The 14,430-nt window shown below is 64.5% G+C and carries 19 protein-coding genes and 1 pseudogene; 15 read left to right on the top strand and 5 right to left on the bottom strand.

Annotation, left to right across the window (positions count from 1 at the left end):
• Positions 1-63 precede the first annotated feature (63 nt).
• On the top strand, positions 64-399 hold the full coding sequence (gene erpA, locus L0V05_RS14735) for an iron-sulfur cluster insertion protein ErpA (protein ID WP_234871725.1): 336 nt from the start codon (positions 64-66) through the stop codon (positions 397-399).
• 81 nt (positions 400-480) lie between these two features.
• Positions 481-1,260, top strand: a complete 780-nt coding sequence (xth, locus tag L0V05_RS14740) for an exodeoxyribonuclease III (RefSeq protein ID WP_234871726.1) — start codon at positions 481-483, stop codon at positions 1,258-1,260.
• Positions 1,261-1,266: 6 nt separating this feature from the next.
• Here xth and L0V05_RS14745 read toward each other — a convergent pair whose 3' ends face one another.
• Positions 1,267-1,668 carry a winged helix-turn-helix transcriptional regulator gene (locus tag L0V05_RS14745; RefSeq protein WP_234871727.1) on the bottom strand — a complete coding sequence of 134 codons (402 nt, stop codon included), beginning with the start codon at positions 1,666-1,668 and terminating at the stop codon, positions 1,267-1,269.
• Positions 1,669-1,790: 122 nt separating this feature from the next.
• Between L0V05_RS14745 and L0V05_RS14750 the strand changes: the two genes are divergently transcribed.
• Together L0V05_RS14750 and L0V05_RS14755 are read left to right on the top strand one after the other, a co-directional pair.
• Positions 1,791-2,654 (top strand): SDR family oxidoreductase, encoded by an 864-nt coding sequence (locus tag L0V05_RS14750; RefSeq protein WP_234871728.1) that lies wholly within the window; start codon positions 1,791-1,793, stop codon positions 2,652-2,654.
• Positions 2,655-2,753: 99 nt separating this feature from the next.
• Complete coding sequence (locus L0V05_RS14755) at positions 2,754-3,410, top strand: Crp/Fnr family transcriptional regulator (RefSeq protein ID WP_234871729.1); 657 nt, start codon at positions 2,754-2,756, stop codon at positions 3,408-3,410.
• Here the strand turns inward: L0V05_RS14755 and L0V05_RS14760 are convergent.
• Complete coding sequence (locus L0V05_RS14760; protein WP_234871730.1) at positions 3,386-4,546, bottom strand: FAD-dependent oxidoreductase; 1,161 nt, start codon at positions 4,544-4,546, stop codon at positions 3,386-3,388. The genes L0V05_RS14755 and L0V05_RS14760 overlap by 25 nt on opposite strands.
• Before the next feature lie 99 nt (positions 4,547-4,645).
• Positions 4,646-5,068, bottom strand: a complete 423-nt coding sequence (dksA, locus tag L0V05_RS14765; protein ID WP_234872213.1) for an RNA polymerase-binding protein DksA — start codon at positions 5,066-5,068, stop codon at positions 4,646-4,648.
• Between the two features lie 202 nt (positions 5,069-5,270).
• On the opposite strand from dksA, the gene L0V05_RS14770 reads away from it, so the two are divergent.
• The 11 genes and pseudogenes from L0V05_RS14770 to L0V05_RS14820 all read left to right on the top strand — a co-directional run bounded on the left by L0V05_RS14770 (position 5,271) and on the right by L0V05_RS14820 (position 12,544).
• A complete protein-coding gene (locus tag L0V05_RS14770) occupies positions 5,271-6,110 on the top strand; it encodes an AAA family ATPase (RefSeq protein ID WP_234871732.1) in 840 nt (279 codons plus the stop codon).
• Between the two features lie 105 nt (positions 6,111-6,215).
• Positions 6,216-6,623, top strand: a pseudogene (locus L0V05_RS14775) (GNAT family N-acetyltransferase); the annotation flags it as partial.
• 81 nt (positions 6,624-6,704) lie between these two features.
• Complete coding sequence (locus tag L0V05_RS14780; RefSeq protein WP_234872214.1) at positions 6,705-7,142, top strand: GNAT family N-acetyltransferase; 438 nt, start codon at positions 6,705-6,707, stop codon at positions 7,140-7,142.
• Positions 7,139-8,530 carry a DUF2927 domain-containing protein gene (locus L0V05_RS14785; protein WP_234871733.1) on the top strand — a complete coding sequence of 464 codons (1,392 nt, stop codon included), beginning with the start codon at positions 7,139-7,141 and terminating at the stop codon, positions 8,528-8,530. The genes L0V05_RS14780 and L0V05_RS14785 overlap by 4 nt, the downstream gene beginning before the upstream one ends.
• 22 nt (positions 8,531-8,552) lie before the next feature.
• Entirely contained in the window at positions 8,553-8,717 is a 165-nt protein-coding gene (locus tag L0V05_RS14790; RefSeq protein WP_234871735.1) for a hypothetical protein, read from the top strand.
• Positions 8,718-8,720: 3 nt separating this feature from the next.
• Positions 8,721-9,905: a vWA domain-containing protein gene (locus tag L0V05_RS14795; protein ID WP_234871737.1), complete on the top strand. Its 1,185-nt coding sequence runs from the start codon at positions 8,721-8,723 to the stop codon at positions 9,903-9,905.
• Positions 9,902-10,234 carry a hypothetical protein gene (locus tag L0V05_RS14800; RefSeq protein ID WP_234871739.1) on the top strand — a complete coding sequence of 111 codons (333 nt, stop codon included), beginning with the start codon at positions 9,902-9,904 and terminating at the stop codon, positions 10,232-10,234. The genes L0V05_RS14795 and L0V05_RS14800 overlap by 4 nt, the downstream gene beginning before the upstream one ends.
• Positions 10,231-10,833, top strand: a complete 603-nt coding sequence (locus L0V05_RS14805; protein WP_234871741.1) for a DedA family protein — start codon at positions 10,231-10,233, stop codon at positions 10,831-10,833. The genes L0V05_RS14800 and L0V05_RS14805 overlap by 4 nt, the downstream gene beginning before the upstream one ends.
• Before the next feature lie 44 nt (positions 10,834-10,877).
• A complete protein-coding gene (locus L0V05_RS14810; RefSeq protein ID WP_234871743.1) occupies positions 10,878-11,207 on the top strand; it encodes a hypothetical protein in 330 nt (109 codons plus the stop codon).
• Positions 11,207-11,806, top strand: coding sequence for a DedA family protein (locus L0V05_RS14815; RefSeq protein WP_234871745.1), 600 nt, complete (start codon positions 11,207-11,209; stop codon positions 11,804-11,806). The genes L0V05_RS14810 and L0V05_RS14815 overlap by 1 nt, the downstream gene beginning before the upstream one ends.
• 42 nt (positions 11,807-11,848) lie before the next feature.
• Positions 11,849-12,544 carry a M48 family metallopeptidase gene (locus L0V05_RS14820; protein ID WP_234871747.1) on the top strand — a complete coding sequence of 232 codons (696 nt, stop codon included), beginning with the start codon at positions 11,849-11,851 and terminating at the stop codon, positions 12,542-12,544.
• A 33-nt stretch (positions 12,545-12,577) separates the two neighbouring features.
• Here the strand turns inward: L0V05_RS14820 and L0V05_RS14825 are convergent, their stop codons facing one another.
• Positions 12,578-13,126 carry an RSP_2648 family PIN domain-containing protein gene (locus L0V05_RS14825; protein ID WP_234871749.1) on the bottom strand — a complete coding sequence of 183 codons (549 nt, stop codon included), beginning with the start codon at positions 13,124-13,126 and terminating at the stop codon, positions 12,578-12,580.
• Positions 13,123-14,340 (bottom strand): RSP_2647 family RNA methyltransferase, encoded by a 1,218-nt coding sequence (locus L0V05_RS14830; RefSeq protein ID WP_234871751.1) that lies wholly within the window; start codon positions 14,338-14,340, stop codon positions 13,123-13,125. Before L0V05_RS14830 ends, L0V05_RS14825 begins: the two co-directional genes overlap by 4 nt.
• Positions 14,341-14,430 lie beyond the last annotated feature (90 nt).

Below are 14,430 nucleotides of genomic sequence, written 5' to 3' on the forward strand. Positions count from 1 at the left end.
CTTGTCGGTCGTGCTTTTCGAGCCTATATTCGCAACTCAAGAAAATGCCTACGGATTTTCGCCATGCTGACGCTCACCCTGCCACCGAAGGTTACCGATCGGGCATTTGCCCGGCTGGCCGAGATCGCCGAATTGACCGGCGATGCCCGGCCCTTGCGGGTTGCGGTGGAAGGCGGCGGTTGTTCGGGCTTTCAGTATGACATCAAGCTCGACGATCCGACTTCCGATGATCTGGTGATCGAGAAGGATGGCGTGAAAGTGCTGGTCGATTCCGTCTCGCTCCCCTTCCTCGAGAATGCGGTCATCGATTTTACCGAGGAACTGATCGGTGCACGGTTCGTGGTTCAGAACCCCAACGCAACCTCGTCCTGTGGCTGCGGGACGAGTTTCTCGATGTAGGCCGCAGGGCGCCGCCTCTGGCGGTTCCCTTGTCCCGATGTTTTGGGCTAAGACGGTCCCATCAGCCGGAGACCCGCGCCCATGAAACTCGCCACCTTCAACATCAACGGCATCAAGGCCCGGATCGAGGCGCTGAGTGACTGGCTGAAGGCGGCAGAGCCGGATGTCGTGGGACTGCAGGAAATAAAGTCGGTCGACGAGGGCTTTCCCCGCGAGCATTTCGAAGGGATGGGCTACCATGTCGAAACCCACGGCCAAAAGGGGTTTAACGGCGTAGCCATCCTGTCGAAACTGCCGCTCGAGGATGTGACCCGCGGCCTGCCTGGCGACCCCGATGACGAGCAGGCGCGCTGGATCGAAGCGACGGTGGTTGGCGCCCGCGCCATCCGCTTTGCCTCGCTTTACCTGCCGAACGGCAACCCGGCGCCGGGCCCGAAATACGACTACAAGCTGTCATGGATGGACCGCATGCGCGAGCGTGCCGCCGCGTTGCTGACCACCGAGGATCCGGTCGTGCTCGCCGGCGACTACAACGTGATCCCGCAACCGATCGACGCCGCAAAGCCCGAGGCCTGGGTAACCGACGCGCTGTTCCTGCCAGAGAGCCGCGCCGCCTTCCGGCGCATCCTGAACCTCGGCTATGCCGAAGCCTTCCGCCTCCGCGATCAGGGGTCGGGGCATTACAGCTTCTGGGATTTCCAGGCGGGCGCTTGGCAGCGCAACAATGGCATCCGCATCGATCATCTTCTGCTCAGTGCGCAAGCGGCCGACCTTTTGCAGGCCGCTGCCATCGACAAGGCCGTGCGCGGTGGCGAAAAGCCATCCGACCACGTTCCGGTCTGGATCGACCTCGATGCCTGAGGCGCCTTACGGATCCTGACGCGACCGGTGCGACATGATCGCGCCGATATTCATCTCGATCCAGTCTGTCATTCGGCGCACATGGCCCGCTGCCTCGCGCCCCATCGGTGTCAGCGAATACGAGACATGCGGCGGCACGACGTCGAGTGCCCGACGCAGGATCAGGCCGTCACCTTCAAGTTGCTTGAGCGTCTGCGCCAGCATTCGCTCGCTCACGCCACCGATCTTGCGGCGCAACTCGCTGAAACGCAGTGTCCCGCCTTCGAGGGCGATCAGGACAAGTACACCCCAACGGCTCGTGAGACGTTCAAGGACGCCGCGCGAGGGGCATTCGGGCGACAGGAGATCGCCGCGGTTCATGGCGCCAAGAAGCAGGCTGGTTCCCGACGATGCGTGAGTTCCGTCCATTCGCATTCCCCTTCTCTCAGCGAAACTAAGCACTTACACCAGTGTAATTACTCAAATGTACGTACTTCCTTTTCGTAAGTATACCTCTATGTGAGAACCGTCAACCAAGACGGAGTGATTCCATGACCATCGCCATCACCGGCGCCACCGGCCAACTCGGCCGCCTTGCCATTGCGGCCCTCAAGACGCGGGTCCCTGCATCGGACATCGTTGCACTCGTGCGCGAGCCGGCCAAGGCCGCAGATCTCGGCGTGAAGGCCGTCGCCTTCGACTATGACAAGCCCGAAGCCCTTCCCGCTGCCCTGAAGGGCGTGGACGTGCTTGTCCTGATCTCGTCCAACAACGTCGGCGCGCGAATGCCTCAGCATCTTGCGGTGATCGAGGCTGCCAGAGCGGCCGGCGTCGGGCGCATCATCTACACAAGCATCCCCCATGCCGACACCACCCCGATGCTTCTGGCTGCCGATCACCGGGACACGGAAGCGGCGATCCTGGCCTCGGGCCTGCCCTACACCTTCCTGCGCAACGGCTGGTACACCGAGAACCATACCGGCTCGCTTGGTGCCGCCATCGCCGCAGGCGCGCTGATCGGGTCGGCCCGTGACGGCCGTTTCTCGACCGCACCGCGCAAAGACTATGCCGAAGCGATTGCGGCGGCGGCGGCCCAGCCGGGGCATGAGAACAAGACCTATGAACTGGGCGGCGATACCAGCTACAGCTACGCCGAACTGGCTGCCGAGGTTTCGCGCCTGACCGGCAAGGCCATTCCCTACAACGACCTGCCCGGCGAGGCCTATGCCGGCATCCTGCAAAGCTTCGGCCTGCCGGAAGGCTTTGCGACGATCCTTGCCGATTCCGATGCCTGTGCCGTCAATGGCGCCCTGGAGGTTTCGACCGGGGATCTGGCACGACTGATCGGGCGTCCGACGACCTCTTGGCAATCCGTGGTCGCTGCGGCGCTGGACGACCTGGCCGTGCAGGCCTGACCCAGGCAAGAGGGGCCGGAGATCCGGCCCCTCTTCCGCGTTTGCCACGGAACCTCCCCGTCCCTAATCTCACCTTGTGAGACGTGGTTCGGAGGGGGAATGAGTGCCGTCATGGATCTGGTCGGGTGGGCGGCAGGCGGCTTCACGCTGATCGCCTTCTCGATGAAGACCATGCTGCCGTTAAGGGTGGCGGGTGTCTGCGCAAACCTGTGCTTCATCGCCTACGGGGCCAGCGCCGGGATTCTGCCCGTGCTGACGCTGCATCTGGCGCTGTTGCCTTTCAACATGTGGCGCCTGGCCGAGCTGTTGGTCCTTCGCCGTCGAACGGCAGAGGCGCGTCGAGGCAATCTGCCGCTCGACTGGATCAGCGATATGGTCCGACCAAGAGACTATCCCGACAACGCGGTGATTTTCCGCAAGGGCGCGCCGCCCGACAACCTCTATTACCTCGAAAGCGGCCGAGTGCTGCTGGAAGAGGCGGGACTCGAGTTGGGCGCCGGCGAGATCTTCGGCGAGATTGCCTTTTTCAGCGACGCCAAGGAGCGGACATTGACGGCCCGCTGTCTTGGTCCCTGCCGCATCGCGCAGATCGGCGAGCGGCAGTTCATGGACCTTTACTACCGCAATCCGGCCTTCGCGCTTTATGTCGTGCAACTCGTGGCGCGGCGACTCTTGCAGGGCGTCTCGGATCATCCCGAGGCCTATCGTCCCATGTCGGCTACCCGGCCGGATCAGGCCGCTGTCACGTCGTACTGATAGACCCAGTCGAAGCGGCTGAGGGCAAAGCGCGGGGCGAGCTTGCCGCCGATCTTTAGCGCCAGATGCGCGGCATCGCGCAAGGGGCCGGACAGGTGATAGGCATGGGCGTTGCGGTTCGCTGCCTCAACAATCCGGCGGCACCGCGCCTCGCGCGCCTGTTGGTACGCCGCCAGTCCCTCCTCTAGGGAAGAAGCGCCTGCAAGCCGGTCGGCCAGAACCCAGGCATCCTCGAGCGCCATGTTCGCGCCCTGAGCCAGAAAGGGAAGCGTCGGGTGCGCTGCATCGCCCAGAATGGCGGCTCTGCCGCGATACCATGTCTTTGCGACCGGATGGCGGAAAAGGCCCCAGAGCCAGACCTGCTCTGCCTGTTCCAGCCAGTTGAGCACCCGGGGTGCGAAGGTCTCGAATGCCAGGCGCAGTTCCATCGGATCGTCCCGCATCGACCAGCTTTCCTCGGTCCAGCGTCGGCGTTCCTCGATCGCCACGATATTGCGCAGCGCGCCGCCTCGCAGGGGATAACTGACCAGATGGCGCCCTTCGCCCATGAAGACTTCGGCAACCGCAGGCGCTTCGGTTTCGCAGGGAATCAGTGTGCGCCAAGCCACCTGATTGGTGAAGGCCAGCGTGGCCGGGCCATTGAGCGCGGCACGCGTCTTGGAATGCAGTCCATCCGCCCCGATCAGCAGCCCAACGGAAATGCTGGCTCCCTGGCGGGTGGTCAGGACCGGCGTGTCGCCGGACAGATCGACCGTTTCGATCTGTTGCAGGAGACGGACCTGCGCGCCTGCGGACCGGGCCCCTTCCGCCAGAATCGCAATCAGGTCGGCGCGGTGAAGGAAACGATAGTCGCGCCCCGACAGATCCATCCGCAGCACCCGTTCATCGGACAAACCGTCCCGAAGATCGACTGCCTCGGCCGTGAGACCGGCGGTTTCCAATTCTTGCCCAAGCCCGAGCGCGCGCATCACGGCCGCCCCGTTGGGCGAAATCTGCAGGCCCGCGCCCACTTCCCGCAAGGCCTCGGCCTGTTCCAGAACGGTGACCGACGCGCCTTGCAGCGCCAAGGCTCTGGCCGCCGCAAGTCCGGCAATCCCTGCCCCGAGGATGGTAATCTCCTGGCCGTTCAGGCTCATGCTGTCCCCCGGAATGCAAATGGCGCCGGACCTGCGAAGGGTCCGGCGCCAATTATCCGTTGCATTGATCCTGCCTCAAGCAGATTGCGACCAGAGCGATCAATCGTCGCGGTGAACCTTCTCGCGCCGCTCGTGCTTCTCTTGAGCTTCGAGCGTCATGGTCGCGATCGGGCGGGCGTCGAGACGCTTCAGCGAGATCGGTTCACCCGTCATCTCGCAATAGCCGTATTCGCCGTTCTCGATCCGCCGCAGTGCGGCGTCGATCTTGGCGACCAGCTTGCGCTGGCGGTCGCGGGTCCTGAGTTCCAGCGCCCGGTCCGTCTCTTCGCTGGCCCGATCGGTGATGTCGGGTACGTTGCGGGCCGAATCCTGGAGGTTGTCGATGGTCTCGGCACTCTGGTCGAGAAGTTCCTGCTTCCACGTCACCAGCTTGCGGCGGAAGTATTCGAGTTGCCGTTCGTTCATGAACGGCTCGTCCTCGGCCGGGCGGTAGTCGTCGGGCAGAAAGACTTCGGCTTTCATCACGGCTTTCTCCTGCAGACCGGAGAGTGCGGAAACGGTGTTCGTACTCATCCGGCATCCCTTCGGGCGCTGCCATATCCCATGACCGGGGGATTGTCACTAGCTGTTGGGGCCGGGTTGCGGCGGAATGGGGGCATGGGTATGGTCTTTGCGTCCGCCGAGCCCAATCTATGGATGGTTCGGCGCAACCCCCGGGTGTTTCATGCGTTTTTCCTCGACCGATGCCTATATTGCTTCCGCCGACCTCGCCGTGGCGGTCAATGCCGCCGTGGCACTGGAGCGGCCGCTCCTGGTCAAGGGGGAACCCGGCACCGGAAAGACCGAGCTCGCGCGCCAGGTGGCGCAGTCGCTCGGGCTGCCGATCCTTGAATGGCATGTGAAAAGCACGACCAAGGCCCAGCAGGGGCTTTACGAATACGATGCCGTCAGTCGTCTGCGCGACAGCCAGCTTGGCGACGAGCGGGTGCATGACGTGGCCAACTACATCCGCCGCGGCAAGCTCTGGCAGGCCTTTACCGCCCCCGGCAAGGTGGTGCTGCTGATCGACGAGATCGACAAGGCCGATATCGAGTTCCCGAACGACCTGCTTCAGGAACTCGACCGGATGGAGTTCCATGTCTACGAGACCGGCGAGACCGTGCGGGCGCAACATCGCCCGGTGGTCATCATCACCTCGAACAACGAGAAGGACCTGCCCGACGCCTTCCTGCGCCGCTGCTTCTTCCACTACATCCGTTTCCCCGATCTCGAGACGATGAAACAGATTGTCGGTGTGCACTTCCCCGGCATCAAGGACCAGCTTCTCACCGTCGCGCTCACCCAGTTCTACGAGGTGCGGGATACGCCGGGCCTGAAGAAGAAGCCCTCCACCAGTGAGGTGCTCGACTGGCTGAAGCTCCTGCTCGCCGAGGACCTCAAGCCAGAGGATCTGCGCCGCGATGGGAAGAACGCTCTGCCCAAACTCCATGGTGCGCTGCTCAAGACAGAACAGGACCTGCACCTTTTTGAACGGCTCGCCTTCATGGCGCGGGCGGGGCGCTGATAGCCCGGGTTCGAGACGCCCCCGGCCCATTGACTTCCCCTCCCCACGGGTCCGTCATGAGGGAAATAACCGGGCGGCGCGACTCGCCCGAGAAACGGGCAGCCCATGAACCAGACCGCAAACCTCGTGATCCGTCGCCTCGAACCGGGTGACGAAGCCGAGTGGCGCCGGCTCTGGACGGGCTATCTCGACTATTACGAGACGAAACTGCCCGAGGCGATCTATGCGATCACCTTTGCCCGGCTGCTGGCCGCTGGCCCGAAGGAATTCCAGGGACGGATCGCGCTTCTCGACGGCAAACCCGTCGGTCTTGTGCATTTCCTGTTCCACCGCTCGTCCTGGAAGGTGGAAGATGTCTGTTATCTGCAGGACCTCTTCACCGACACCTCCGCCCGTGGGCAGGGCGTGGCGCGGGCATTGATCTCGCGGGTCTATGCCGAGGCGGACGCAGCCGGCTGCCCATCGGTTTATTGGTTCACGCAGGACTTCAACACGACGGCGCGGCTGCTCTACGACCGGATCGGTGTGGAAACGCCCTTCATCCGCTACAGCCGCCCTGCCCCCTTCACGACCCCACCGGCGCGGGGCGGAGCGATCATTCGTCCGCTGTGCTCGGCTGATGAGCCGCAATGGCGTGAGTTGTGGAAAGGCTACCTGACCTTCTATGAAACCGCCCTTCCCGACGAAGTGACGGATGCGACGTTTGCGCGGCTTCAGTCCGATGATCCCGACGAAATGCGCGGGCGCGTGGCAGAGGTTTCCGGCCGCCTGGTCGGGATGGTCCATTACGTCCGCCATCGTCATTGCTGGCGTGATGAAAAGGTGACCTATCTTCAGGATCTTTTCGCTCTGCCCGAGACACGTGGCACCGGTCTTGGCCGGGCCCTGATCGAGGCGGTGTATCGCGAGGCTGACCTCAGCGGATCGCCCATGGTTTACTGGCTGACGGCCAGAAGCAACGCAACCGCGCGACAGCTTTACGACAGGATCGGCGTACTGACACCCTTCATCGAATACGACCGCCCGGAATGACCATTCCGCGCCATTTGGTCAGGTTCACCGCGCTGATCCTGACGCTTGCCCTGTCCGCCTGCGTCGCGCCCGAGACGACGAAGCGCTCGCAGATGCCGCAGATCGCCCTTCCGCCGATGAAGACATTCCCGGTCGTGGCCGCCCCGCCGCCTGGTCGGAGCAATGCCAGCATTGCCCGCGACCTGATCGAGCTTGAATTCCGCATGGAAACCGGGCGCGATCTGGGGGTTCTGACCCGCTTCGAAGGTCCGATTACCGTCACCCTGACTGGCGACGTCCCCGACATCGCGCCGATCGAACTTGATCAACTGCTCGGGCGGCTACGGCACGAGGCGGGCCTCGACATCTCGCGGGTGGGCGAGGGCCCTGCCTCGATCACCGTCGACTTCCTGCCAAGGGCTAAGCTGCACGGTCTGGTGCCCCAGGCTGCCTGCTTTGTGGTGCCTCGCGTCACGGGCTGGGACGACTACAAGGCGGCGCGCCGCAGCGATCGGGTGGATTGGCGCACCCTGACCGTGCGCGACCGGGCAACGATCTTCGTGCCGTCCGACACCGGCCCGCAGGAACTGCGCGATTGCCTGCACGAGGAACTGGCCCAGGCGCTCGGACCATTGAACGACCTCTACCGGCTGACGGACTCCGTCTTCAACGACGACAACTTCCGCAACGTGTTGACCGGATTCGACATGCTGGCGCTGAAGGTTCATTACGCGCCCGAGATGCACAACGGCATGACAGAAGCGGACTATGCAGCCGCCCTGCCCCGGGTCTTGCAGCGGCTCAATCCCGGTGGCGGCAAAGGTCGACCCTTGCCCCCCGATCCGACGCCCATGGAATGGAAAGACGCGATCGAGACCGCTCTCGGCCCTACGGGGACACTCACCTCACGCAGGCGAGCCGCCGCGCGGGCAGTCGAGCTTGCCCGCAACGAGGGGTGGCAGGACTCGCGCCTGGCCTTCAGCTATTTCGCCTTCGGCCGTCTCAGCCTTGCCGATGAAATCGAGCTTGCCGTCATGGCGCTGCTCGAGGCGCGCTACGACTATGCTCAGCTTCCTGGCACCGACATTCAGGTCGCCCATATCGACATGCAGATGGCGGCCCTCGCCCTGTCGCTTGGGCAGGCAGATGATGTCCTCGCGCTGACCTCGCGCGCCATTCCTGCGGCGCGCAAGGCCCAGAACGCCGCCCTGCTTTCGACGCTGCTGATGTTGCGGGCCGAAGGGATGGAGCTCAAGGGACGCAAATCAGAGGCGAGGGCACTGCGCCTCGACAGCCTGAGCTGGGCGCGCTATGGCTTCGGCACGGATGAGGAAGCGGTGCTGCGCATGGGCGAGATCGCCGCGCTCGCCCCGGTGACGCAAGTCGGCGCGGATGACGCAAGACCCTGATCCGAAAGGGAAAGGCAAAGCGATGATTATCCTGAGCGCCGCAGTCTTCGGCATCCTCCTTGGCGTGCGTACCGCCCGGCAGCGTGGGGGACGACCGATTGACCAATGGCATTACGGCGCGGCCTTCGGCATCGCCTTCGCGGTGATCGGCGTCATCGTCACGGTGATCGTCAGCCGGGTGACCTGAGCCATGTTCCTGCCCTTCCTCGACGCACTCAGGCGGAAGGGGGTGCCGGTATCGCTCCGGGAATATCTGACGTTCCTCGAAGGTATGGCGGCGGGGCTTGTGACCTATGACGCGGATGGGTTCTACTACCTTGCCCGCAGTGCGATGGTGAAAGACGAACGCCACATCGACCGCTTCGATCAGGCCTTTGCCGAGTGCTTTGCCGGGCTCGAGGCGATCACGCCTGAACAGGTGCTGGAGGCCGTCGACCTGCCGCGCGAATGGCTTGAGAAGCTCGCCGAACGCTTCCTCACCGAAGAGGAAAAGGCCCAGATCGAGGCGCTTGGTGGTTACGACAAGCTGATCGAGACCCTTCGCCAGCGGCTTGCGGAGCAGAAGGGCCGCCATCAGGGCGGCAACAAGTGGATCGGAACCGCAGGAACCAGCCCCTTTGGCGCGCAGGGCTACAATCCCGAAGGTGTGCGTATCGGCCAGCAGGAAAGCCGCCACCAGCGCGCGGTGAAAGTGTGGGACAAGCGCGAATTCCGCGATCTCGACGATCAGGTCGAAATCGGCACCCGCTCGATCAAGGTGGCACTTCGACGGCTGCGCAAATGGGCGCGTGACGGTGCGGTGGACGAACTGGATCTCGACGGCACCATCCGCGCTACGGCGGAACATGGCTGGCTGGATGTCCAGACCCGGCCCGAGCGCCGCAACGCGGTCAAGGTGATGCTGTTTCTGGACGTGGGCGGCTCGATGGATGCCCATGTGAAGGTTGTGGAGGAGCTGTTCTCGGCAGCGAAGTCCGAGTTCCGGCACCTGAAGCACTATTACTTCCACAACTGCATCTACGAAGGCGTCTGGACCGAAAACCTGCGCCGGTGGGATAGGCAGACGCCGACCTGGGAACTGTTGCGCAGCTTTGGGCCGGACTGGAAGGCGATCTTCGTCGGCGATGCGTCCATGAGCCCCTACGAAATCCTGCACCCCGGCGGCGCGAACGAACACTGGAACGAGGAGTCCGGGCAGGTTTGGCTGGAGCGGGTCCGCACACATTGGCCATCCAGCCTTTGGATCAATCCGGTACCAGAGCGCTATTGGGGACACACTCACTCGATCCGCCTGATCCGCGACATCTTCGAGAACCGGATGGTGCCGATGACGCTCGACGGATTGTCTCGGGGGATCAAGGAACTGGCGCGGTGACCAGGGAGAGCTTGCCGCGATGGGTCCTGCCGGCCTTCGTGGTTGCCGCGGCGGCGACGCTTGCTTTCGGGGGCATCCTGCTGTGGCATGTGCTGCGTCCCGAACCGCCGGCCGGACCGGTGCAAGACTGGATGACACCCGGCCTGATCGCGCATGTCTACGACCTGCCCAAGTCCGAGATGGAAGCGATCTTCGGAGAGCCGCAAAGGGATGGCACCAGGAAAAGCGCCAGGACCCTGGCCGAGATTGCCAAGGTTCAGGGGCTGGCCCCGGAGGAGCTTGTCGCCAGGGTGCAGGCGGCGGTCGACGCCAACAAGGCGCGGCAATGATCGACTCGCTCTACGGCCTTGTGCCCACGCACGGCCCGGGCGTGCTGTTTCTTGCGACCTTCCTGTCGTGTCTGGCCTTACCGATCCCCTCGTCGCTGTTGATGATGGCGGCGGGCGCCTTTGTCGCATCGGGCGACCTGGCCGCCCTTTCCGTCCTGAGCGCGGCGCTGGCAGGGGCGCTGATCGGCGACCAGACCGGTTATGGTGCAGGTCGCCTCGGAGGAGCGATGCTGTGGCGGCGCCTGGCGAACAGCCCGACTTCGGGTCCGATGCTGCGAAAGGCCGCCGATGCGCTTGATCGTCGGGCGACGGCAACGGTGTACTTCAGCCGCTGGCTGGTCAGCGCTCTTGGGCCATACGTCAACTTTGCCGCCGGCGCGACGCAGGTGAACTGGCGGCGCTTCTCGCTGGCCAGCCTGCTGGGCGAATCGACCTGGGTCCTGCTCTATGTCGGGCTGGGCTATGTCTTCGCAGCCCAGCTCGACCAGATGGGCGAGACCGTGATTCCCGCGATCGGCTTCCTGGGGGCGGGCATGGTGACGCTGCTTCTGGGCCGGGCGATCTGGCAATGGTGGCGAAGCAGGACCTCTTCCCTCTGACGCCAGGCTTGATCGGGCCCGCCGTGTCGGCGAATGATGACGGCATGACATCTCCGCCATCTGCCACGCCCCTGACGCTTCGGTTGATCTTCTGGGTAAGCCTCGCTCTCGGGCTGGCCTTCGCCGCCGATGCAGCGTGGCGCATCCTGAACGACGACGGACGGCGACCGGTCGAGGACTGGATGAGCCCGCGCCATGTCATGGCTGTGTTCCATGTGCCCGAAACAGACCTTGGCCGCATCCTTGGCTTCCCGCCCGGCGCCCCGCCCTTCGCCTCGATCCGCGACCTTGCCCAAGCGCAGGGGCGTAGCGTGGCCGAGGTGATGGCCGAAATCCAGGCAGCGGCCGATGCCCATGCCGGGGATGGTCCGTGATGCAGCACATCATCCATGAACTCAACGCCCTGATCCCGGCGCATGGCGCCTCTGTCCTGTTCGTGGTGGCGCTGATTTCCTGCGCCGGCATCCCCATGCCAACCTCGGCAATGATGATGGCGGCTGGCGCTTTCATCGCGGCAGGTGACATGCACATGGTGCCAGTGATGATCGCGACGCTGGTCGGCGCGGTGATCGGCGACCAGATCGGCTTTTTCGCCGGGCGCTTCGGCGGCGAGCCTTTCTGGCAGCGGTTCCATCGAAATCTGCGGCTGGCCCCTACAATGGACCGCGCCCAGAAGGAACTCGACCGGCGGGCGCTGATTGCGGTGATCATCAGCCGCTTTCCGCTTTCGGCGCTCGGCCCCTGGATCAATCTCGCCTCGGGCGCGACGCGGGTCGGATGGAGCCGGTTCTCGCTTGGCGTGCTGATCGGCGACGGGATCTGGATCCTCGCCTATATCGGCGGCGGGTATGTCTTTGCCGACAATGTCAGTCATCTGAGCGCAAAAATGACCTCGGTGCTATCCGCCGTGGCCTTCCTCGGCCTTGCGATGATGGTCGGCAGAGCCATGTGGCGCAAGCACGAGGACGGCTGATCTGCGCTTGGCGACGGGAGAGATGCGCCCCATATTCGGATCATGTTGAAGTTCCTGCCCCTCTTGCTGATGCTAGCCTATGGCTATGCCATGTACCGCTTTTCGGCCTGGCGGACGCTCAAGACGCTTGACGCGCAGTCGCGGCCGCTCGACGAGCCAGGCCTTGCCGTCATGACCGGCAAGATGGCCAAGGCGCTCGACCTGCCGCAGGTCAAGGTCAACGTGTACGAGATCGGAGCCGTCAACGGCTTGGCCGCGCCGGACGGGCGGATCTTCCTGACCCGCGGCTTCGTCGAGAAGTACCGGCAGGGCATAGTCTCGGCCGAAGAGTTGGCCAGCGTGATCGCCCATGAGCTTGGGCATGTGGCCCTCGGCCACTCGAAGCGGCGGATGATCGATTTCACCGGGGCGAACGCACTGGGGATGCTGCTGATGGCGACACTGGGGCGCTTCGTTCCGGGCATCGGTCCGGTGCTGGTCCGCACCGTCACCGGCGCCCTGACCGCCCATCTGTCACGGAGCGACGAACACGAGGCGGATGCCTATGCCTCGGCTCTTCTGGTCAGGGCCGGCATCGGCACCGGGCCGCAGAAGACGATGTTCCGCAAGCTTGGCGCCCTGACCGGCAGCAGCGGCATGCCCGGAGGCGCACCCGCCTGGCTGGCAAGCCACCCACCAATCGAAGAACGCATCCGTCGGATCGAAGAACGCGAGACGCGCTGGAGCGTCGAGGCCTGATCGCCCACTTCCGGGCGGGGCTGCCTTCTGGCCTCAGGTCCTGGGGTCAAGCGCCTTGCCGAGCCGTGGCAGGCTGGCTTTCTTGAGCAGCCGCCGCGCGGGCCAGCTTTCGCCCGACAGCCGCTCCGCCTCTCTCCGCACCGTCTCCACCGCCGCTGTCACTGCGTCCGGGTTGCGCTGCCAGAGGTCACGAAGGAAGCCGTCAGGGTCGAGCCGCGCGATGCCTTCCTCGGCGAGCAGATGGCGCGGGAAGTCGGAGGCATTGAAGGTCAGGATCGCATCTGCATGCGAGGCAATCGCCGTCGCCAACACGTGCCGGTCATTTGCGTCGGGCAAAAGAAGCCGGGCCTCGATCTCGGGATGCTCCGGCATTGCCGCACGGGGAAAGGCAGCGCGGGCCACGGCAATTTCGCCGCGCGCCACCGTCTCGGCACCCTGCCCCAGCTTGCGGGTCGCCCGCGCCCATTCCTCGAGGATGCGGTCGGACCAGACCGGCTGGTAGAGACCGGCTTGAGCCGCCTTGAGAAGGATCTCGCGCAGGACAGTTGGATAAAGAACGCAGGCGTCCAGGACGATTTTCATCCGTCCAGCCGGAAGAACAGCGCCTTGAGATAGCCCCCTTCGGCGAGCTGCGGCAGGATCGGATGGTCGGGCCCGGCAAAGCCGGTATGGATCAGTTGCCCCCGCCTCCCGCCACGGCCGATCCCGCGCGCCGAGGCATTGCGGAACGCCGTCAGGTCCACCGCATGCGAACAGGAACACAGGACAAGATAACCACCGGGCGAAACCAGAGGTGCGGCCAGGCGTGCGACCCGCTCATAGGCGCGCAGCCCCGCTTCAACCGCGGGCTTCGCGGGCGCAAATGCCGGCGGATCGCAGATCACCAGATCGAAGCGGGTGCCCTCGGCGCCAAGGGCTTCGAGCACGGCGAAGGCGTCGCCTTGCCGCGTGGCGAACCTCTCGCCTGCCCCCATGGCGACAGCGCCATCGGAAGCGAGCGCCAGGGCCGCCGCCGAGGCATCGACCGAAAGCGCCGAGGCCGCCCCGCCTGCAAGCGCGGCCAGCGCGAAGCCACCAACATGCGAGAAGACGTCAAGCACAGCCGCGCCCTTCGCCAGTCGCTGCGCGAAGGCGTGGTTCGGGCGTTGGTCATAGAAGAGGCCGGTCTTTTGGCCTCCCAAAAGGTCGGCCATATAGGTAGCGCCGTTCATCGGAACCGGGACCGGTCCCGACAGCGTGCCGATCAGAACATCTGTCTCTTCCTTCAGCCCCTCGAGACCGCGCGCGCGACCAGAGCCATTCTTGATGACCTTCGCGACCTTGGTGACGCTGATCAGCGCCGCAGTCAGAGCCGGCAGATGAGCCTCGGCCCAGACGGCATTGGGCTGGATCACCGCTGTATCTCCAAACCGGTCGATGACGATGCCGGGCAGTCCGTCGGCCTCGGCATGGACCAGCCGATAGAAGGGCGCATCAAACAGCCGTTCTCTCAGGGCCAGCGCACGGGACAGGCGCGAGGCAAACCAGCTTTCATCGATCACCGCGCCGGGGTCGCGGTCTAGCATCCGGGCGATGATCTTGGAGGCGGTATTGACGGTCACGAGGCCAAGCGGGCGGCGATCCTGATCCTCGAGCACGGCAAGCGCACCGGCGGCTAGGCCTTGCGTCCGCCGGTCGGTCACCAGTTCGTCGGCATAAATCCAGGGAAAGCCATGGCGGATCGCGCGCGCCTCGGCCTTGGGCCGCAGTCGGACGACAGGATAGCGATAGGCGGGGGCGGCGGTATCATCGGTCATGCCCCTTCCCTAGCCGATCGATCCGGTCGGCGGAAGGGTTCAGCGCCCGGTGGTGTGACTGTTCGGCGCGGCGTTTCGCCTGACTATTTA

It is taken from the genome of Alitabrizicola rongguiensis (assembly GCF_021491355.1).
GTDB classification, from domain to species: domain Bacteria; phylum Pseudomonadota; class Alphaproteobacteria; order Rhodobacterales; family Rhodobacteraceae; genus Aliitabrizicola; species Aliitabrizicola rongguiensis.